We start from the raw sequence: 19023 nt of genomic DNA, 5'->3' as shown, positions 1-19023 counted from the left end.
GCCCTCACGCCCGCCCCCCCATGGCCCGGCCCGCCGCCCGTTCCGCCAGCCCGATCACCGCGACAAGCGCCGCGGCAAGGATCGCGGCCATCACCAGCGCCGACCAGATCTGCACCGTCTGGCCGTAGTAGCTCCCCGAGAGCATCCGCGCGCCAAGCCCCGCCACCGCGCCGGTCGGCAGCTCGCCGATGATCGCGCCGACGAGGCTGGCCGCCACCGCGACCTTGAGCGAGGGAAAGAGATAGGGGAGGCTCGCGGGCCAGCGCAGCTTGCGGAAGGTCTGGCTCCGGCTCGCACTCCAGGTCCGCATCTGGTCGAGCAGCATCGCATCGGGGCTGCGGAACCCCTTCACCATGCCGACGACCACCGGAAAGAAGCTCAGATACATCGAGATGATCGCCTTCGGCAGCAGCCCCGTGACCCCCACCGAGTTCAGCACCACGATGATCATCGGCGCGATGGCGAGGATCGGGATCGTCTGGCTCGCGATGACCCAGGGCATGACGGAGGCGTTCATCGTCCGGTCGTGCACGATGCCCACCGCCAGCAGGATGCCGAGCCCCGTGCCCAGCGCGAAGCCCGTGAGCGTTGCGGCGAGCGTCACCCAGGCATGATAGAGCAGGTTGCGCTTGGAGGAGAGCCGGGTCCCGGCGGTCGATTTCCAGAACTCCTCTGCCACCTGATGCGGCGCGGGCAGCCGCGGCCGCTCCTGGCTCCAGGTCGCCGAGACCAGCTCGGGCAGCGTGAGCTCCACCCCGGCCCGCGCTGCCTGATCGCGCGCCCAGGGCGCATTGAGCCAGACCGCGCCCGCATACCAGAGCGCGAAGATCGCCGCGACCACCGTGACGACGGGCAGCACCGCTCTCATCCGCGCCACTCCCTCTCGATCTCGGGCACAGTCCCGGAGGGCTCCGGCTCGGCCTGCCTCCCCTCGATGAAGCCCTCGCCGGCGTGGAGCCACTGCGCCCCGGCATTCGGCACCTGGGTCCGGAGCCGGAGTTGGGACCTCCCCGGCTTGATCCGGTCCACCAGCACCTTCCCCACCCCGGCACCGGTCCGCCGGCAGAACAGCGCGCCCACCTGTCCGCGCCCCGGGTCGAAGGACAGACAGGCCTCGACCGGATCTCCCGCGCCCCGGATCCCGCGCGCGTCATGCGCCGCCCGGCGCGGGACGGGGCCCGCGGCCGTCAGGACGGCATAAGCCCGCCCTCCCGTGCCGCCGTGCTCAGCCATGCGCCGCCGGTCCGTTGCGGTAGACCACGAAGGGCCGCCCCGCGACATCGCCGCGCAGCTCGATCCCCCTCGCGTAATCGTCCGGCGTCCAGGCGAGCGTTCCGGTCCGCCCGTCGCTGCAGCGGAGCAGCAGCAGGTTCTTCCGCGTGTCCGACGGCCGCTTCATGTTGTCGCACTGCACCCGGCCGGGCAGGCGCAAGACCGTCCAGTCGCCCCAGTCGTTGGGATCCGCGATCGCCACCTGATGCATGGTGATCCCGGCGCCGTTGTCGAGAAACTTGCCGTGATAGGTCGCCCCGCCCGCGGCACAGGCCGCCAGCCCGAGGAGCAGCAGAAGCCGCCCCGCCCGGCGCCCGGCACCCGCACCGCCCCGGCGTCCCCCGCTCCTCCGCGGCAGCATCCCCGCCGCACTCTCACTCGTCATATGCATGTCCTGCCCTCAGCCCCTCGCGCACGCGATGCGCCAGCGCGAGGAATTCCGGTGTTTCCCTGATGTCGAGCGTCCGCTCCCGCGGCAGCGTGCTCTCGATCACATCCGTCACCCGCCCCGGCCGCGGGCTCATCACGACGATATGGGTCGAGAGGAACACCGCCTCCGGGATCGAATGCGTCACGAAGCCGATGGTCTTGCCCGTCCGCGCCCAGAGCGCAAGCAGCTGCTCGTTGAGCTTGTCGCGCACGATCTCGTCGAGCGCCCCGAAGGGCTCGTCCATCAGCAGGATATCGGCATCGAAGGCGAGCGCCCGGGCGATCGAGGCCCTCTGCTGCATGCCGCCCGAAAGCTGCCAGGGATATTTCTTCTCGAAGCCCGAGAGCTCGACGAGCTCCAGCACGCGCGCCATGCGCCGTTCCTGCTCGGCCCGCTCGTAGCCCATGATCTCCAGCGGCAGCCGCACGTTCGCCCCGATGGTCCGCCACGGGAAGAGCCCCGCCGCCTGGAAGACATAGCCGTAGGAGCGGCTCTTGCGCGCCTCCTCCGGGCTCATGCCGTTGACGGTGATGCGCCCCGCCGTGGGCTGCTCGAGATCCGCCGCAACCCGCAGGAAGGTGGTCTTGCCGCAGCCCGACGGCCCGATGAACGAAACGAAATCGCCCTTGTGGATCGCGAGATCGACGTCCTTCAGCGCATGCACCGGCCCGTCGCCCGTCTCGAACGTAAGCCCCAGCCCCTTCGCCTCGATCACAGCGAACCTTTCACTCATCAGACAACCACCCTGACCGGATCACGGGACGAACTGTGCCGCACCTTGAATCAAGCTGCAATGGCTGCCGATCATGATTGCCCGGCGAAGACCGCCCGACGCGCCCCGGGTTTCCACTCACGCGACAGTCATGTGACACTTTATTGACAATCACATGACAGGAACTTACGACGCCACCAATACGGAGCAATCTTAAACAACCCTGAGGCGAAAAACGCAGGCGAGGCCGATAGAATGAAGACATTCCGTGAAGTAATTCTTCTTTTCCGGAGCCTGAAAGAGGACCGGGCTACAAGGAATGCGTTCTTCATTCTTCTTCTTGCCACAGTTTTTATTCTGACATTATCTGTCGTCATACCGTATCTGGCAGCAGGCTCCCGGTACGAACCCCAGGTCCGTGAACTTCTCTTTCTCGCCAGAGAAGAAAGCCTCGGAGAGCAGTATTCGCGCTCCCTGAGCTTCGTCTCTTCGCTTGCGTTCCTGATTGGCGCCCTGACGCAGCGGTCCCCGGCACTGTTCGCCCTCTCGGTCCTGTTCGCCTTCATCTGGCTCGACGACTCGATGCAGTATCACGAGCGCGTCGGCACGCTCCTGAGCAGGGCGTTCGCGCTGCCGTCCGTCTTCGGGCTGCGCAGTCAGGATTCGGGAGAGATCCTTGCCTGGCTTCTGGCGCTGATCGGCATGACACCTCTCTTTGGCTGGGCCTGGCTGCGGCGGCGCGCCGGCGAGGCCGGCATTCTCGCCGCTGTCGTGCTCTGCTTCCTGCTTCTGGTCATCTTCGGAGTGGTCGTGGACATGCTGGATGTGCTCGCCCCGTCCGGCTCGGAATTCCTGATGACGAATATCGAGGATGGCGGCGAGATCGTCGTGCTGGCGCTTGTGACCGTGATCGCGATCGGCCTCACCATTTGCGCGCAGGCCTATCTCGAGGCTGCCGCGCAGCTCACTGGCCCGGAGACCGCCCGACAGCCGCGTATGGCCGCGTCGCATCACGACAGCCGGACACCCTGATCCGCGCGCTCGCCTCATCAGGCCTCGTGGAAGCCCTGAGCGCCTGCTGCTCCCTTCCCGCCGGGGTCAGCCATCGCCCACCTCTCCCTTTCTCACCGGGCCGAAGAACATCGCCATGATCCGGCCCCGGCCGAGCTCGCCGATCAGTTCGCGAAAGGCGGAATAGCCGAGAAAGAGCAGCAGCAGCCAGATCTGCACCACCCAGAACCGGGTCCAGACGAAATGCGCCGCCTCCTCGTGCAGGCCGGCCGCAAACCCGTAACCGTTGGTCGCGGCCGCGAGCAGCTTTTCCAGCAGCCGGAAGACCAGCGCCACCAGCACATAGAGCCCGGCCTTCCAGCCGGCGTTCCAGATCAGCGGCTTGTGCGGATAGCGGTTGAAGAAGGGCAGCTTGTCGGCCACCAGCACCGCCTTGCCGCAGACAAGTGCCGCCACCGTCGCCGCCGCATAGGTGGGCAGCTCGCCGCCGCTCCCATGCGCCAGCAGCGCCACCGTGAGCACGAGGACATTGAAGCACACGATGAAGAAGATCGTCGGCGGCAGCATGTGCCGGAATTCGCGAACAACGAAATCCTTCATCGGCCCTCCAGCACATCAGCCCATTCGGGATGGCGGCGGAACTGCGCCGCGGCGAAGGGGCAAAGCGGCAGGATCCTTTTCCCCGCCTTCCGGGCATCCTCCACCCCCCGGAGCACCAGCGCCGCCCCGACGCCCTGGCCGCGGAAAACGTCCGGCACCCCGGTGTGATCGATGATGAGAAGCGCCGCCCCGGCCTTCGAGAAGGTCATCTCCGCCTCCGCGCCGTCGTTGCGGTAGACATAGCGCCCCTTGCTCTCCCCCTCCTCGAGGAGGATGTCCTCGCCCGCGATCGCCATTCAGACCCCCGAGGGAATGTTGAGCGGATCGCGCGCGATCTTGCGCGGGGAGTTGAGCTCCTTCCACTTCGAGAGCGCCGTGTGCGCCGCGGGAAAGGCCGGGCGCGGCACGAACCTGCCGCGGCCCGGCTGCGGCTGGCTGTTCTGCCCGTCGGCCCAGACCACGTCGCCGCGCGAGAGCGTGTAGCGCGGCAGCCCCCGCACCTCGAAGCCCTCGAAGACACAGTAGTCGAGCACCGATTTCTGGCTCGCCGTGGTGATCGTCTTCGAGAGCCCCGGGTCCCAGACCACGATATCGGCATCCGCGCCGGGCACGATCGCGCCCTTCTTCGGATAGATGTTGAGGATCTTGGCGATATTGGTCGAGGTGACGGCGACGAACTCGTTGGGCGTGAGCCGCCCCGTGCCCACCCCCATCGACCAGAGCACCGGCATCCGCTCCTCGAGCCCGCCGGTGCCGTTGGGGATCGAGGGGAAGCCCGAGAGCCCCATCCGCTTCTGGTCCGTGGTGAAGGCCGCGTGATCGGTCGCGACCACCTGAAGCGATCCCGCCTGCAGCCCGGCCCAGAGGCTCGCCTGATGCGCCTTGTCCCGGAAGGGCGGCGACATCACCCGCCGCGCGGCATAGTCCCAGTCCCTGTTGAAATACTCGGTCTCGTCGAGCGTCAGGTGCTGGACCAGCGGCTCGCCATAGACCCGCATCCCCTTCTGCCGCGCGCGCCGGATCGCCTCATGCGCCTGCTCGCAGGAGACATGGACGATATAGAGCGGCACGCCGGCGGCATCGGCGATCATGATCGCCCGGTTGGCCGCCTCGCCCTCGACCTCGGGCGGGCGCGAATAGGCATGCCCCTCGGGCCCGGTCAGCCCCTCCTCCATGTATTTCTTCTGCAGCTCGGCCACGATGTCGCCGTTCTCGGCATGGACGAGCGGCAGCGCGCCGAGCTCGGCACAGCGCTTGAAGGACGCATACATCTCGTCGTCCTCCACCATCAGCGCGCCCTTGTAGGCCATGAAATGCTTGAAGGTGTTGACGCCGCGCTTCACCACCTCCTCCATCTCGGAGAAGATCCGCTCGTTCCAGCCGGTGATCGCCATGTGATAGCCGAGATCGACGCAGATCTGCTTCGACGACTTCCGGTCCCAGTCCGCGATCGCATTGAGAAGGCTCCCGTCCTCGCCCGGCAGCACGAAATCGACCAGCATCGTCGTGCCGCCCGCCGCCGCCGCGAAGGTGCCGCTCTCGAAGGTCTCGGCCGCCGTCGTGCCCATGAAGGGCATCTCGAGATGGGTATGCGGGTCGATCCCGCCGGGCATCACATAGGCGTCGGTCGCATCGATCGTCTCGTCCCCCGACAGGCCCTCGCCGATCTCGAGGATCGTCTCGCCCTCGATCAAGACATCCGCCTTGTAGCTCCGATCCGCGGTGACGATGGTGCCGTTCCTGATGACCTTGCTCATGTGGCCCTCTCCGATCCTATCTGTATCTGTGGGAATACGCGCCGGTTGCCGGATCCTTCAGCAGGCAGGCCCAGGAGAACTCGCGCCCCTGGCGGACATAGACCTCGTGGCGCGCGACCGCCGCGGCCTTGCAGGCCTCGAAGGTCGGATAATCGCCCGAGACATCCCATCTCAACCGGCCGTCCTGATAGAATCCAAGCTCTGCCGCATAATGCTCGCGCTCTGCGCAGGCCGAGAGAAGCAGCGCAGCCGCCACCGGCAGCGCGAGCGGCAAGATTCTCCGGGTCACTCTCATCCCCCGAATCCCTCCTTACTGGCAAGATAGCTGCCCACGCCTTCGCAGCCGAAGGCGGACGGGTCAATCTCCCGCGAGTCTGCCGACAATTCTCCCGGTTCTCCAGTCCAAATTCACCGCCATCCCGGCCCGCGCCCGCCGCAGGCGCAGCGCCGCCCATGGCGCTACTCCACGATCCCCGCCGTGGCGACGACCGCATGGAAGAGCACGTTCGCGCCCTTCTCCGCCCAGTCCGGGGTGATCTCCTCGGCCTCGTTGTGGCTGAGCCCGTCGACGCAGGGGCACATCACCATGGTCGCGGGCGCGACCTTCGCCGCCCAGCAGGCGTCGTGCCCGGCGCCCGAGACCAGATCCCTGTGGCTGTAGCCGAGCCGCTCCGCAGCCCCCCGCACCTCCGCCACCAGCTCGGGCGCAAACGTCACCGGATCGAAATGGCCCACCCGCTCGACCGCACAGCCGACGCCGAGCTCCTCGCAGATCGTCGCCGCCCGCGCCTCGATCGTATCGCGCATCCCGTCGAGCTTGGCCTGGTCGACGGTGCGGATGTCGACGGTGAAGACCACCTTCCCCGGCAGCACGTTGCGCGAATTGGGCGAGAAGGTCACCTGCCCCACGCCGCCCACGGCATCGGGCTGGGCGGCCATCGCCACCTCCTGCACCATCTCGAAGATCCGCGCCATGGCGAGGCCCGCATTCACCCGCAGGTGCATCGGCGTCGAACCGGTGTGCGCCTCCTTGCCGGTCAGGGTGAACTCGAGCCACCAGAGCCCCTGGCAATGGGTGACGACGCCGATCTCCCGGCCCTCGGCCTCGAGGATCGGCCCCTGCTCGATGTGCAGCTCGTAATAGGCATGCATCTGCCGCGCGCCGACCTCCTCGTCGCCGACCCAGCCGATGCGGGCGAGCTCGTCGCCGAAGCGCTTGCCCTCGAGATCCGTGCGGCCATAGGCATAGTCGAGCGTGTGGATGCCGGCGAAGACCCCGGAGGCGAGCATCGCCGGCGCAAACCGCGCGCCCTCCTCGTTGGTCCAGTTCACCACCACCACCGGATGCTTGGTGCGGATGCCGAGATCGTTCATCGTCCGCACCGCCTCGAGCGCGCCCAGCACGCCCAGCACCCCGTCATACTTGCCGCCCGTCGGCTGGGTGTCGAGATGACTGCCGACATAGACCGGCAGCGCGTCCGGGTCCTCGCCGGCGCGGGTGGCGAACATCGTGCCCATCCGGTCCACCCCGAGCGTGAGCCCCGCCGCCTCGCACCAGGTCTTGAAGAGCGCCCGGCCTTCGGCATCGGCATCGGTCAGCGTCTGGCGGTTGTTGCCGCCCGCGATCCCCGGCCCGATCTCCGCCATCTCCATGATGCTGTCCCAGAGCCGGGATCCGTCGATCCTGAGGTTCTCCCCCGGTGCCGCCATATGCCTCTCTCCTGCTAGGTGTGACGCGAAAAATCCCCGAAGTCCGCACCGGCCCCCGGCGCGCCCGGGCAGGGTGCCAGCCTCAGGCGCACGAAGGCAGCCGGCAGGGCGCACGGGCTCCCGGACGCAACGGCGGATCGTGTGATCATCACTCGCCTTTCCTGAGACACCATCGGGTCTGGGCTTGGCTCGGCCGGAAACGGCTGCTATTTATGACCAAATGGTCAAAATTGACGCTAGCAGAGCGCACGCCTGCGTCAAGGGGCTTGAGGGCAAGGCATGAGCGATACGGCCCGGCGCAAATCTCCCACCCGGATCCAGCGCGAAAAGCGGGAGGCGATCCTCGAAGCCGCGCTCGACGTCTTCTCCACCCACGGCTTCCGCGGCGCCACCCTCGATCTCATCGCCGATGCCGCCGGGCTCTCGAAACCGAACCTGCTCTACTATTTCCCCTCCAAGGAGGAGATCCACCGCACCCTGATCGGCCAGCTCATGGAGATCTGGCTCGCACCGCTGCGCAAGATCGACCCCGGCGGCGATCCGGTCTCCGAGATCTGCGCCTATGTCGAGCGCAAGCTGGAAATCTCCCGCGACCTGCCGCGTGAAAGCCGCCTCTTCGCCAACGAGGTACTGCGCGGCGCCCCGCATGTCGGCGACATGCTCCAGGGCGGGCTCAAGGCGCTGGTGGATGAAAAGGCCGCGGTGATCCGCGCCTGGAGCGAGGCCGGGCACCTCGCCCCGGTCGATCCGCACCACCTGATCTTCTCGATCTGGGCCGCGACCCAGCACTACGCCGATTTCGACACCCAGGTCGCGATGGTGCTCGGGCCGCGCGATGCGACCCGCTACGAGGATGCCCGCGCCTTCCTGCTCGGGCTCTACGCCCGCGGCCTGCGGCCACTCCCGGCGCGTTAACCTTGCCTTCACGTCGCGGATTACACGCTCAGGTTTTCATCGTATGCTCGTAAAAGTTTAGACAACCTAGCCGGGAACGAGCCTTATGAAACCGATCGTCATAGCCTCCGTCGCCAGCACCGCCGTCAACTGCGGGATCGCGAACGGCCAGTCCCGGTCCGGCTATCAGGGGTCCGAGCGCCGCGAGCGCGCCGAGGCCGACCGCCGCCGCAACCACGATCGCCGCACCGCCGATCAGGTGAAGCGCCGCATGGTCTACGGCCTCGAGGAACTCGTCTGGGACGGCACGCCCGTGCCGCCGCCCGCCCGCATCGTCGCCGCCGCCCGCGTCTTCACCGAGGGCGATCACTACTTCACCGGCCAGATCATCGACCGCTCGGCCTGATCCGGGCCGCGCAACACCAGTTTCGAGGCCGGGCTCATTTCAGATCCAGCCTCGCTCCAGAACGGAGCCCTTTCCCTTCACGAAATTGAAGCGGCCCGCTCGGGTCCGGCCATTTCGGTCCGAGCCGCCTTCGCGCCGCAGCCTGCCTTTCCGTTTCGAACAGCTTTCAGGACGCCGCCAGAGGGGTGATATTTTTGGGGCGGCATTCCATAGCGACCTGAAGCCCTTTTCCGCAGCCCGGCTATCGCCCCTGCGGACGCCTTTTCCGCCCCCTCGCCCGCCTCAGCCGATCGCGCCCTGCCCGCCGCTGCGCACGAAGAGAAGCGCGAGTGCGGCGGAGGCCGCACGGGCCAGCGGCCCGTCGGCGCGGCTCGTCAGCATCACCGGCACCCGCGCGCCGAGCACGATCCCGGCCGCCTCGGCGCCCGCGAGATACATGAGCTGCTTGGCGATCATGTTCCCCGCCTCGAGATCGGGCGCGATCAGGATGTCGGCATCGCCCGCCACCGGCGAGACGATGTGCTTCGCCGCCGCCGCATGGCGCGAGACCGCATTGTCAAAGGCCAGCGGCCCCTCGAGCAGCCCCCCGGTGATCTGCCCGCGATCGGCCATCTTGCAGAGCGCGCTGGCATCGAGCGTCGAGGGCATCTTCGGATTGACCGTCTCGACCGCGGCGAGGATCGCCACCCGCGGCTCGGTGATCCCCACCGCCCGCACGAGATCGATCGCGTTCTGCACGATATCGGCCTTGGTCTGGAGGTCCGGCGCGATGTTGATCGCGGCATCGGTGACGAAGAGCGGCTTGGGATAGCTCGGCACGTCGAGCGCGAAGACATGGCTCATCCGCCGCTCGGTCCGCAGCCCGCAGGCATGATCGACCACCGCCGCCATCACCTCGTCGGTATGGAGCGCGCCCTTCATCAGCGCCTCGGCCTTCCCCTCCCGGATCAGCCGCACCGCACGCTCCGCGGCGGCATGGCTGTGCGGCGTATCGACGAGCTCCACGTCCTGCAGGTCGAGCCCCGCCTCCGCGGCGGTGGCGAGGATCTTCTGCACCGGCCCGACGAGGATCGGCTCGATGAGCCCGAGCCGCCGCGCCTCGAGCGCGCCCTCGAGCGAATTCGCGTCGCACGGATGCACCACCGCGGTGCGGATCGGGTCGAGCGGCCGGGCCAGCTCCATCAGCCGCTCGTAGGCCCGCCCCGGACGGTGCAGATGCACCTCCGGCAGCTCGGCGCGCGGCCGGCGGATCTTCTCGGCCGGGGCTATCACCTCGGCCTCGCCCGAGATCACCGTCTCGCCCGCGACATTGAGGCAGCAGCAGTCGAGCACCACATGCCGCCGCGCCGGATCCTTCGACTTCACCGTCACCCGCACCGTGATCACATCGCCCACCGCGACGGGGCGATGAAACGCGAGCGACTGCCCGACATAGATGGTGCCCGGCCCCGGAAGCTCCGTCCCGAGCACCGTCGAGATCAGCGCGCCCCCCCACATGCCATGGGCGATCACGCCATGAAACAGGCTGCTGCGCGCATATTCCGGATCGACATGCGCGGGGTTCACATCCCCCGACATCACCGCGAAAAGGTCGATGTCGTCGGTCCCGAGCGTCCGCACCAGCTCGGCGCTCTCGCCGACCTGGATCTCGTCGAAGGTCCTGTTCTCGATGAACTGCATGTTCCTGCCCCGCTCCCCTTCGCCTCAGGCCATCCGCACATAGGAGCCGGGCGCATCCTCGAGCGGCACGAGCCCCTGCTCCGGCGCGCCCATCTCGGGCGGCGCTACCTCCGCGCCCGACAGCGCCCCGAGCCAGCCGGTCCATTCCGGCCACCACGAGCCGTCCTTCAGCGCCGCATGTTCCAGCCAGTCCTCCGGCGAGAGATAGCGGTCGCCATGGCGCCGGGTGAAGACCCGGTAATGCCGCCGCGGATGGCCCGGCTCGGAGACGACGCCCGCATTGTGCCCCCCCTTGGTGAGAACGAAGGTCACGTTCACATCGGTGAGCGCATGGATCTTGTAGGCCGATTTCCAGGGCGCCACATGGTCCGTCTCGGTGCCGACCGCAAAGATCGGCGCGCGGATGTCGGTGAGCGAGACCGGATGCTCGTCGACCTCGTATTTCCCGGTCGCGAGCTCGTTGTGGAGGAACAGCTTGCGCAGATACTCCGAATGCATCCGGTAGGGCATCCGCGTCGAATCCGCGTTCCAGGCCATGAGGTCGGAGGACCCCGGCCGCTCGCCCATCAGGTATTCCCGCTGGATCCGCGACCAGATCAGGTCATAGGAGCGCAGCATCTGGAAGGCGCCCGACATCTGATGCGCATCGAGATAGCCCTGATCCCACATCATGTCCTCGAGGAAGGCGACCTGGCTCTCGTTGATGAAGAGCATGAGCTCGCCGGCCTCGGTGAAATCGCTCTGCGCGGCGAAGAAGGTGAGGCTCGCCAGCCGCTCGTCGCCGTCCCGCGCCATAGCCGCCGCGGCGATCGCCAGCAGCGTGCCGCCGAGACAGTAGCCCACGGCATGGATCCGCGGCGAACCGGTGATCTCGCCCACCACGTCGAGCGCCGCCATCGGCCCCAGTCGCCGGTAATCGTCGAGCGACAGATCCCGGTCGCGCTCATCCGGATTGCGCCAGGAGATCATGAAGACGGTATAGCCCTGCCCGGTCAGGTAGCGCACCATCGAGTTCTCGGCGCTGAGATCGAGGATGTAGTATTTCATGATCCAGGCCGGCACGATCAGCAGCGGCTCGGGCCGCACCGTTTCGGTCGTCGGTTCATACTGGATGAGCTCGATCAGGTGATTGCGATAGACGACCTTGCCCGGCGCGGTGGCGAGATTGATGCCCACCCGGAAGGTGTCGTCGGGCGGCGCGATCTCTCCGCTCAGCAGCGCCGCCATGTCCTCCCGGAAGTTCTGCGCCCCGCGCACGAGGTTCATCCCGCCCTCGGCCATGGTCCGGGCCAGCACCTCGGGGTTGGTGAAGAAGAAATTCGACGGCGAGAAGGCATCGAGCACCTGCCGCGCGGCGAAGCTCGTCGCCTTCTCGTCCTCCTTGCTCACCCCGCGCACCCCGGTCGTCGCCTCCTGCCACCACTGCTGGGTGAGCAGGAAGCTCTGGTGCATGAGGTTGAAGGGCGGCTTCTGCCAGGCCTCGCCGCGGAAGCGCCGGTCGCCCTGCGCGGGCTGCACGCAGGGCCGCGAGCCGCCGAAGCCCAGCGCGCATTGCATCGTGTATTCCCAGAGCTTCGCCGTGCTCTGCATCGCATCCTGCGCCAGCAGCGCCTGCTTGCCCGGCGCCGTCGAGAGATGGATCGCCCAGTCCGACCAGACCGCCATCAGCGCCGAGGGCGAAAGCCCGCCGGTCATCCGCGCGAGCCGCGCCCGCACCGCCCGGTCGATGACGCCCGCGACCTCCTCGTTCGCGTCATGCTCCGGAACCGTCAGCGCCCCGCCCGGCTCGGCCGGCGCCGGCACGTAGCTCACCGGCAACCCTTCGGACCGGGAGGCCTTGAATGCCTCGTGTCGCTGCTGATCGGTCATGACAGGCTCCCTGTTCTCGCGTCATCCGGGGGAGGACACCTGCGCATGTGCCCGCGCTTGGCAACCACCCCGGACAGACATGGCCTTTTGCCGGCGCCGAGACAAGCGTGGCGGCCGCCCCCGCCCGGGCCGGCCCCGGCTTAGCCCAGCCGCCGCCCCGACGTCTTGACGCAGGTCAACGGCCCGGCCGCGGGAGAGAAAGGCGCGGCGGGAGCCCCCGGCCGCGCCCCGCGTCCGGCCCGCCTCAGTGGGCCAGCATTTCCGAGACGATCTCGTCCGCGCTCAGCCCGGCGGGATAATAGGTCGGCCAGTTCGTCAGCTCCTCGAGCACCGCGGCCCGGTCATCGCCCCAGTAGAGGTGATAGTGGTCCGAGACCTCCGGCGCGATGCGGTGATCGCTGAACTGGATGACCGCAGGCGCCGCCGCATCGCCGCCGACCTTGGCAAAGATGAAGCGCACGCCGCGGTTGCCGGCCGCATAGTTCAGGATCTCGTAGCCGTCCGGGGCATATTCCCCCGTCACCGCCGCCGCGCCCTCGTGAAAGGTCACCCGGTCGCCATGGATCTCGATGCGGTCCACCTCCGTCCGGTAACCGGTCTCGTAATAGGCGCGGTACTCCGCGGCGCTCTTCTCGCCCGCCTCGGCCTTCCGCGCCATCACCGGATCGAGCGTGCCCGCCACCAGCAGGGGATAGACCGACTGCCAGTCGCCCTCCCAGTCCGAGAGCGCGCGCGGCGCGATCTGCGCATCCTCGAAATAGCCCTTGTAGATCGTCTGATCCGCCGCGGTCTCGCCGTGATCATGGGCATGCCCGGCATGCGAATGGCCCTGGGCGGAGGCATCCGCCACCCGCATCTCCGCCTGCCCCGGCCCCGCCAGCAGCAGCATCGCCCCGACCGCCAGCATTCCCGCCGGCCGCACGAAACCCCTCTCGATCATCCTTCAATCCCTCTCTGGTTGCAGCACCCTTCCGGCGCCGGATAAATAATACGTTATAACGTATCATTTCCGACCTAGACGAGTTCCGCGACCGAGGCAATCCCGAACCGGACCCCGGCACGGCGCGCAAAGCGCGCGCCCGCAGAGCCCCTGCCCGTCAGCCTCCTTCAGTCCCTGCTGGTGGTGAGCCCGCACCACGGCTACGCACCGGCGCTCTCGGTGGCGCTGCCCGCCCGAAAGGCCCCGGCAAGGAGCGCGACGGCGGCAAAGCACATCACAGCCGCACCGGCACCCGGACCTGCCATCAGAAACCCGAAGAGCGGTGCGCCGGCGGTCTGGCCGACGGCGATGGTCAGGAACCCGATCATGAGCCCGGTCGCGGGACGGTCCGGCACCGCGTGGATGCCCCAGACAAGGTAGACGCCGGTCAACATCACATAGGCCGCGCCGAAGAGAGCGCCTCCGGTCAAGGCGAGTGCGGGAGGGACAATGCCCGATCCAACCGCAAGAATGCCCGCGGCCATCAGCCCGAGGAACGTCCAGTGAACCGGGTCGAGACCGAACCGGCCGATGAGCGTGCCGGCCCAGGCCCCGGCAATGCCGCCAGCGCCGATGCAGGTCCAGAGGAGTCCGGTTCCGGCGGGTCCCCAACCCGGTTGCTGCGACACGAGCTGGCCTCCGAAGGACCACAGGGCGGTGCTCGCGGCCCCCATCAGGAACGAGGCGGAGATCAGGCGCATCACCGGGCCAGTCATCGGAGGCAGACCGCCAGCGCCCTCACCGCCCCGGGAGGCCGGAAGGGAGACCGCGGCTGCGACCGCGAGCACCACCGCCACGGCGGCGAACGCGCCGAAGGCCAGCCGCCATTGCCCGGCAATGGCGAGGGCGATCGGTCCCGACAGCGCCACCCCCGCGCTCGTCCCGGCATTGATCACGGTGTTGGTAGTATCCTGACGGCTCTTCTGCACCGCGGCGGCCACCGCGGCGGCCATGGGCGGGGAGGCGAGGCCCGTGCTCGATCCCGCCACCACCACGGCGATGGCAACGATCAGTGGCGACGGCGCGAGCGCGATCCCGGCCATGCCGACGGCGGCGACGAGGGCGGCCCCGACGGCGACCGTGCGCGCGCCGATCCGTTCGGTCAGCACCGCGGAGGCGATAATGGTGATGCAGTAGCCGGCAAACGCGCCGCCGGAGATGATACCGCTGAGCGAGGGGCCGAGCCCCAGATCGCCGTCGATCTGCGGCAGGAACAGTCCGAAGGCGAAGCGGGCGAAGCCGTAGCAGACCGCAATCAGGCCGAAGCCTGTCGCGCCGATGCGGAGGGCGGGGCTCATGTTCGTGCCCTCTCGATCAGGATGGCCGCCGCCGCCCGCGCGGCGGACACGGCGTCCGCGCCCCGGTAGACCGCCGCGTGGGTCGCCCCTTCCAGAAGAACCAGCACCTGCTCGGCCAGGACCGGGTCTTCGCGCCCGAGGTCCGTTGCGACAACCTCCCCGATCCGTTGATAAAACGCCGCCTTGTGCATCGCGACCGCCTCGGCGATCTCGGGCGTGTCGCCGCCGGTTTCGGCACGCGACCGCAGGAACAGGCACCCTCTTGTTCCCTCGGCCCGGACCCAGTCCTCAAGAGCCGCGAACAGCGCGTCGACGCTCTGCACCTCGAGCCGGGCCATGAAGCGCCGGTCCCGCTCGGTCAGCACCCGCGCCATGAGCTGCGCCTTGTTGCCGGCGTGCTTGTAGAGCGTCCGGCTCGACATCCCCGCGGCAGCGGTCAGTTGGTCCATTCCGGTGGCCATGTAGCCGTGCCGATCGAAGAGCCGCTCGGCGGCGGCGGTGAGCTTGGCGGTCATGTCCATGGCGAGCCTCATTCGGTGTCCATGAATGACAATGTAAAACGTTCGTTTTACATTACAAGTCCGGCACGCCCGGAGGGCAAATCTGTCCGCGAAGCTGTCGCACGCAAGTCTGGCGCGCCTCTTGCTCTTTCTTGTGGATAACAGGGAAAAGGATTGGCTGGTACCGCAGGCAGATGGACCTGACAGGTGGGCGATATCAGGTTGTTTGAAGAAGATCCCTGACCGGCGCAACGAAATCGTTCACCGACGACCGTATGGCGCTCTCTGCGCCGAGCGTTTCGGATGGGCGATTCCCGTGCGTGCCGAGCTCGGGCTTTACCGCTACGTCCGTCCTGTAGAAATCGAAGGGCAGCCAGAACTCGATCTATTGGACCTGATCTGCTCCCACTACAGCCCGTGCAGAGGGCTCTTCTTTGAGGCCGCAAAGGCGTCCGGGCTCACGGATTGCGCCGTCGAACCGATCGGTTCCACGGGGCCCCATTCATGATATGTTAACTACGAAAATTCAATGATTTCAATGCCGAAATCCGATTTTCACGGTGAAACGCCCTGTTTTCACCGTGAAAATCACCCCCCTTGCGCGGGGCTCAGAAATCGAGATTGGCGACGCTGAGGGCGTTGGTCTGGATGAATTCCCGCCGCGGTTCCACCTCGTCGCCCATCAGCTTGGTGAAGACCTCGTCCGCCTCGTCGAACTGGTCGACCCGCACCTGAAGCAGCGTCCGCGCCTCCGGATCGAGGGTGGTCTCCCAGAGCTGGTCGGGGTTCATCTCGCCGAGACCCTTGTAGCGCTGGAGCGTGAGCCCCTTCTCGCCTTCCTTGGTCACCGCATCGAGCAGCTCGCTCGGCGCATGGATTGGCAGATCCCGCTCCTTGCGCACGAGATGCCCGACCCCGCCATAGACCTCCTGCAGCGCCTCGGTCATCGCCGCGAGCCTGCGGGCCTCCGCCGCGCGCAGCACCGCCCCGTCGAGGATGCGGATCTCGTCCACGCCCCGCAGCGTCCGCCAGAGCCGGAGGCCGCCGTCCTGGGTCGGCCGCCCCTGCCAGCCGCGCTCGTATTCCGCCGCGATGAGATCGAGCCGCTCGGCCACCCGGTCCGCCGTGCCCTGCGGATCGCGGTCGAGCACGCCCGGCACCAGCGCCCCGGCGATCGCCGCCTGTTCGAGCACATGGCGGGCATACTGGGTCGGGAAGGCATTGAGCGCCGCCCGCACGTTCCGGGCCTCGTCGACCACCCGCGCCAGATCGGCGCCCGCCAGCACCGTGCCGGTCGAGAGCCGGAACGTCGCCCCGTCGAGCCCCTGCTCGATCAGGTAGCGGTCGAGCGCCGGCTGGTCCTTGAGATAGACCTCCGACTTGCCCCGGCTCACCTTGTAGAGCGGCGGTTGGGCGATATAGAGGTGCCCTCCGTCGATGAGCTGCGGCATCTGCCGGAAGAAGAAGGTCAGCAGCAGCGTGCGGATATGGGCGCCGTCGACGTCCGCATCCGTCATGATGATGATCTTGTGGTAGCGGAGCTTCTCGAGATTGAACTCGTCCCGCCCGATCCCGGTGCCGAGCGCGGTGATGAGCGTGCCGATCTCCTGGCTCGAGAGCATCCGGTCGAAGCGCGCCCGCTCCACGTTGAGGATCTTGCCCCGGAGCGGCAGCACCGCCTGGTTCTGCCGGTGCCGGCCCTGCTTGGCCGAACCGCCGGCGCTGTCACCCTCGACGAGGAAGATCTCTGCCTTCTCCGGGTTCTTCTCCTGACAGTCGGCGAGCTTGCCGGGCAGGTTCGCCACATCCATCGCCGTCTTGCGCCGGGTGAGCTCGCGGGCCTTCCGCGCCGCCTCCCGCGCCAGCGCCGCCTCGACGATCTTGCCGACGATGGTCCGCGCCTCGGACGGGTTCTCCTCGAACCACTCGGCGAGCTTCTCGTTCAGCAGCCCCTCGACCGCCGGCCGCACCTCGGAGGAGACGAGCTTGTCCTTGGTCTGCGACGAGAATTTCGGGTCCGGCACCTTCACCGAAAGCACGCAGGTCAGCCCCTCGCGCGCATCGTCGCCCGAAAGCGTCACCTTCTCCTTCCGCGCCAGTCCGCTCGTGGAGACATAGTTGTTGATCGTCCGGGTCAGCGCCCCGCGGAAACCCGCCAGATGCGTCCCCCCGTCGCGCTGCGGGATGTTGTTGGTGAAGGGCAGCACGCTTTCGTGGTAGCTGTCGTTCCACCACATCGCGACCTCGATCCCGATGCCGTCGCGCTCGCCGGTGATGAAGATCGGATCGGCAATCAGCGCGGATTTCGAGCGGTCGAGATAGCGGACGAATTCCCGCACCCCGCCGTCGTAGTGGAGGCTCGCCTCCTGAACCTCGGTGAAGCGCTCGTCCCGCAGCGTGATCCGCACGCCCGAGTTGAGGAAGGCAAGCTCGCGCAGCCGGTGCTCGAGGATCTTGAAGCTGTAGTCGAGGTTCGAGAAGGTGTCGGTCGAGGCAAGGAAGCGCACCTCGGTGCCCTTGCGGTCGCCCGCAGGTCCGACCTGGCGCAGGTGCTCGACCGTATCGCCATGCTCGAAGCGCGCGAAATGCTCGTATCCCTCGCGCCAGACCCGAAGCTCCAGCCAGTCCGAAAGCGCGTTCACCACCGAGACCCCCACCCCGTGCAGACCGCCCGAGACCTTGTAGGAGTTCTGGTCGAATTTGCCGCCCGCGTGGAGCTGGGTCATGATGACTTCGGCGGCGGAGACGCCCTCGCCCTCGTGGATGCCGACCGGGATGCCGCGGCCGTTGTCGGAGACGGACACGGAATGATCGGCATGGATCGTCACCCGCACCTCGTCGGCATGGCCCGCGAGCGCCTCGTCGATGCCGTTGTCGACGACCTCGTAGACCATGTGGTGCAGGCCCGAGCCGTCGTCGGTATCGCCGATATACATGCCGGGCCGCTTGCGGACGGCTTCGAGCCCCTTGAGAACCTTGATGGAATCTGCGCCATATTCTTCAGGGATGCGGGCGGTATCGGCCATGCGGAAAGTGATCCTTCTGGTGGGTGGCACAGTCTATCCGCAGGGTGTGCCGTTGTCACCCCCGGGAACGACTTCCGGCTCGCGCAAATTCCCCGCGCCATCAAGATGTTAATGCCTGCCCGGCCGCAAGCCCCCCGCGCTTCACGCCTCCGCGAGACGGTTGAGCAGCTCCGGCTCCGCAATCACGATCGTCCGCCCGTCAAGGCAGACGATCCCGGCCTGGTTCATCTGGCGCAGCAGCCGGTTGACGCTCTCGCGCGTGAGGCCCGAGAAGCCCGCGAGATCGTTCTGCGAGAGCGGCTCGGTGATCCGGATACCGCCCTTCGCATCCGGCTCGCCCCATTTCTCCGCCATCAGCCGCAGACAGCCCGCGAGCCGGGCCTGGGCATTGCCCTGCGCGAGGATCTCGAAGGTGGCAAGAACGCTCCGTGCCCGGCCGCAGAGCCCCATGATCATCGCCATCGCCGCATCGGGGCGCAGGGACAGAAAGTCCACGAGATCCCCCCGCAGGATGGCGAGCAGCGAGACGTCGGTGGCCGCTACCGCATCGACATTGCGCGCGCCGCCATCGAACATGCTCAACTCGCCGAGCAGCTCGTCGGCATCGATATGGGTCACGACGAGACGGCGGCCCGCCGGCGAGGAGATGCAGACATCGATGCGGCCCGAGCGCACGAAATAGACGCAGTCTGACGCATCGCCGCGGAGGAAGATCGTGCTGCGTGCCGCGAAAGCTGCTTCCCGCCCGAGTCCAAGGAACGCAGCCTGTGCCGCGGGGTCGAGCGCACCAAAGAAGGTAGTCGCAGCGGCAGGGCGTTCCGGGCCACCCGTGTCGGCATCGCGCGGCCTCAGCATCTTCCGGCCCTCTGGAACGACGTC

The 19023-nt window shown here is 67.6% G+C and carries 19 protein-coding genes; 3 read left to right on the top strand and 16 right to left on the bottom strand.

The annotated features are described in order from the left end of the window. Window positions 1-4: 4 nt before the first annotated feature. Genes ACF66B_RS15140 through ACF66B_RS15125 form a run of 4 tightly spaced genes read right to left on the bottom strand, consistent with a single transcriptional unit; the run spans window position 5 to window position 2435 of the window. Window positions 5-868: an ABC transporter permease gene (locus ACF66B_RS15140; RefSeq protein ID WP_111430258.1), complete on the bottom strand. Its 864-nt coding sequence runs from the start codon at window positions 866-868 to the stop codon at window positions 5-7. Further along, window positions 865-1233, bottom strand: a complete 369-nt coding sequence (locus ACF66B_RS15135) for a hypothetical protein (RefSeq protein ID WP_111430103.1) — start codon at window positions 1231-1233, stop codon at window positions 865-867. The genes ACF66B_RS15140 and ACF66B_RS15135 overlap by 4 nt, the downstream gene beginning before the upstream one ends. After that, complete coding sequence (locus ACF66B_RS15130; protein ID WP_162683282.1) at window positions 1226-1657, bottom strand: hypothetical protein; 432 nt, start codon at window positions 1655-1657, stop codon at window positions 1226-1228. Before ACF66B_RS15130 ends, ACF66B_RS15135 begins: the two co-directional genes overlap by 8 nt. After that, on the bottom strand, window positions 1647-2435 hold the full coding sequence (locus tag ACF66B_RS15125; protein ID WP_111430101.1) for an ABC transporter ATP-binding protein: 789 nt from the start codon (window positions 2433-2435) through the stop codon (window positions 1647-1649). Before ACF66B_RS15125 ends, ACF66B_RS15130 begins: the two co-directional genes overlap by 11 nt. A 234-nt stretch (window positions 2436-2669) precedes the next feature. Here ACF66B_RS15125 and ACF66B_RS15120 point away from each other — a divergent pair, with 234 nt between their 5' ends. Continuing rightward, complete coding sequence (locus tag ACF66B_RS15120) at window positions 2670-3446, top strand: hypothetical protein (protein ID WP_111430100.1); 777 nt, start codon at window positions 2670-2672, stop codon at window positions 3444-3446. Between the two features lie 66 nt (window positions 3447-3512). Here the strand turns inward: ACF66B_RS15120 and ACF66B_RS15115 are convergent, their stop codons facing one another. The 5 genes from ACF66B_RS15115 to ACF66B_RS15095 form a co-directional block, all read right to left on the bottom strand. Next, window positions 3513-4025, bottom strand: a complete 513-nt coding sequence (locus tag ACF66B_RS15115) for a hypothetical protein (RefSeq protein ID WP_111430099.1) — start codon at window positions 4023-4025, stop codon at window positions 3513-3515. Continuing rightward, on the bottom strand, window positions 4022-4321 hold the full coding sequence (locus ACF66B_RS15110) for a GNAT family N-acetyltransferase (RefSeq protein WP_111430098.1): 300 nt from the start codon (window positions 4319-4321) through the stop codon (window positions 4022-4024). The genes ACF66B_RS15115 and ACF66B_RS15110 overlap by 4 nt, the downstream gene beginning before the upstream one ends. Next, window positions 4322-5782: a dihydropyrimidinase gene (hydA, locus tag ACF66B_RS15105; protein WP_111430097.1), complete on the bottom strand. Its 1461-nt coding sequence runs from the start codon at window positions 5780-5782 to the stop codon at window positions 4322-4324. 16 nt (window positions 5783-5798) lie between these two features. Next, window positions 5799-6071, bottom strand: a complete 273-nt coding sequence (locus ACF66B_RS15100) for a hypothetical protein (protein WP_162683281.1) — start codon at window positions 6069-6071, stop codon at window positions 5799-5801. A 170-nt stretch (window positions 6072-6241) separates the two neighbouring features. Continuing rightward, entirely contained in the window at window positions 6242-7492 is a 1251-nt protein-coding gene (locus tag ACF66B_RS15095) for a Zn-dependent hydrolase (RefSeq protein WP_111430095.1), read from the bottom strand. A gap of 279 nt (window positions 7493-7771) precedes the next feature. Here ACF66B_RS15095 and ACF66B_RS15090 point away from each other — a divergent pair, with 279 nt between their 5' ends. Next, the gene (locus ACF66B_RS15090; RefSeq protein ID WP_111430094.1) at window positions 7772-8407 is read left to right on the top strand and encodes a TetR family transcriptional regulator C-terminal domain-containing protein; all 636 of its coding nucleotides are present in this window, start codon (window positions 7772-7774) and stop codon (window positions 8405-8407) included. 85 nt (window positions 8408-8492) lie between these two features. Next, entirely contained in the window at window positions 8493-8792 is a 300-nt protein-coding gene (locus ACF66B_RS15085) for a hypothetical protein (RefSeq protein ID WP_111430093.1), read from the top strand. Between the two features lie 282 nt (window positions 8793-9074). Here the strand turns inward: ACF66B_RS15085 and ACF66B_RS15080 are convergent, their stop codons facing one another. From ACF66B_RS15080 to ACF66B_RS15050, 7 genes are all read right to left on the bottom strand, one after another. Next, complete coding sequence (locus tag ACF66B_RS15080; RefSeq protein ID WP_111430092.1) at window positions 9075-10472, bottom strand: bifunctional enoyl-CoA hydratase/phosphate acetyltransferase; 1398 nt, start codon at window positions 10470-10472, stop codon at window positions 9075-9077. Between the two features lie 24 nt (window positions 10473-10496). Then, the gene (locus ACF66B_RS15075) at window positions 10497-12341 is read right to left on the bottom strand and encodes an alpha/beta fold hydrolase (protein WP_111430091.1); all 1845 of its coding nucleotides are present in this window, start codon (window positions 12339-12341) and stop codon (window positions 10497-10499) included. Window positions 12342-12585: 244 nt separating this feature from the next. After that, window positions 12586-13281, bottom strand: a complete 696-nt coding sequence (locus ACF66B_RS15070; protein ID WP_162683280.1) for a metal-binding protein ZinT — start codon at window positions 13279-13281, stop codon at window positions 12586-12588. 200 nt (window positions 13282-13481) lie between these two features. Then, window positions 13482-14618: an MFS transporter gene (locus tag ACF66B_RS15065; RefSeq protein WP_111430090.1), complete on the bottom strand. Its 1137-nt coding sequence runs from the start codon at window positions 14616-14618 to the stop codon at window positions 13482-13484. Continuing rightward, entirely contained in the window at window positions 14615-15151 is a 537-nt protein-coding gene (locus ACF66B_RS15060) for a TetR/AcrR family transcriptional regulator (protein ID WP_392663125.1), read from the bottom strand. The genes ACF66B_RS15065 and ACF66B_RS15060 overlap by 4 nt, the downstream gene beginning before the upstream one ends. Window positions 15152-15726: 575 nt before the next feature. Then, a complete protein-coding gene (gene gyrB / locus ACF66B_RS15055) occupies window positions 15727-18144 on the bottom strand; it encodes a DNA topoisomerase (ATP-hydrolyzing) subunit B (protein WP_111430088.1) in 2418 nt (805 codons plus the stop codon). 141 nt (window positions 18145-18285) lie between these two features. Then, entirely contained in the window at window positions 18286-18999 is a 714-nt protein-coding gene (locus ACF66B_RS15050) for a Crp/Fnr family transcriptional regulator (protein ID WP_111430087.1), read from the bottom strand. Window positions 19000-19023 lie beyond the last annotated feature (24 nt).

It is taken from the genome of Amaricoccus sp. B4 (genome assembly GCF_043226085.1).
GTDB lineage: Bacteria > Pseudomonadota > Alphaproteobacteria > Rhodobacterales > Rhodobacteraceae > Amaricoccus.
Note: the sequence above shows the minus strand (reverse complement) of the source record. Positions and strands in the feature narration are given on the sequence as shown.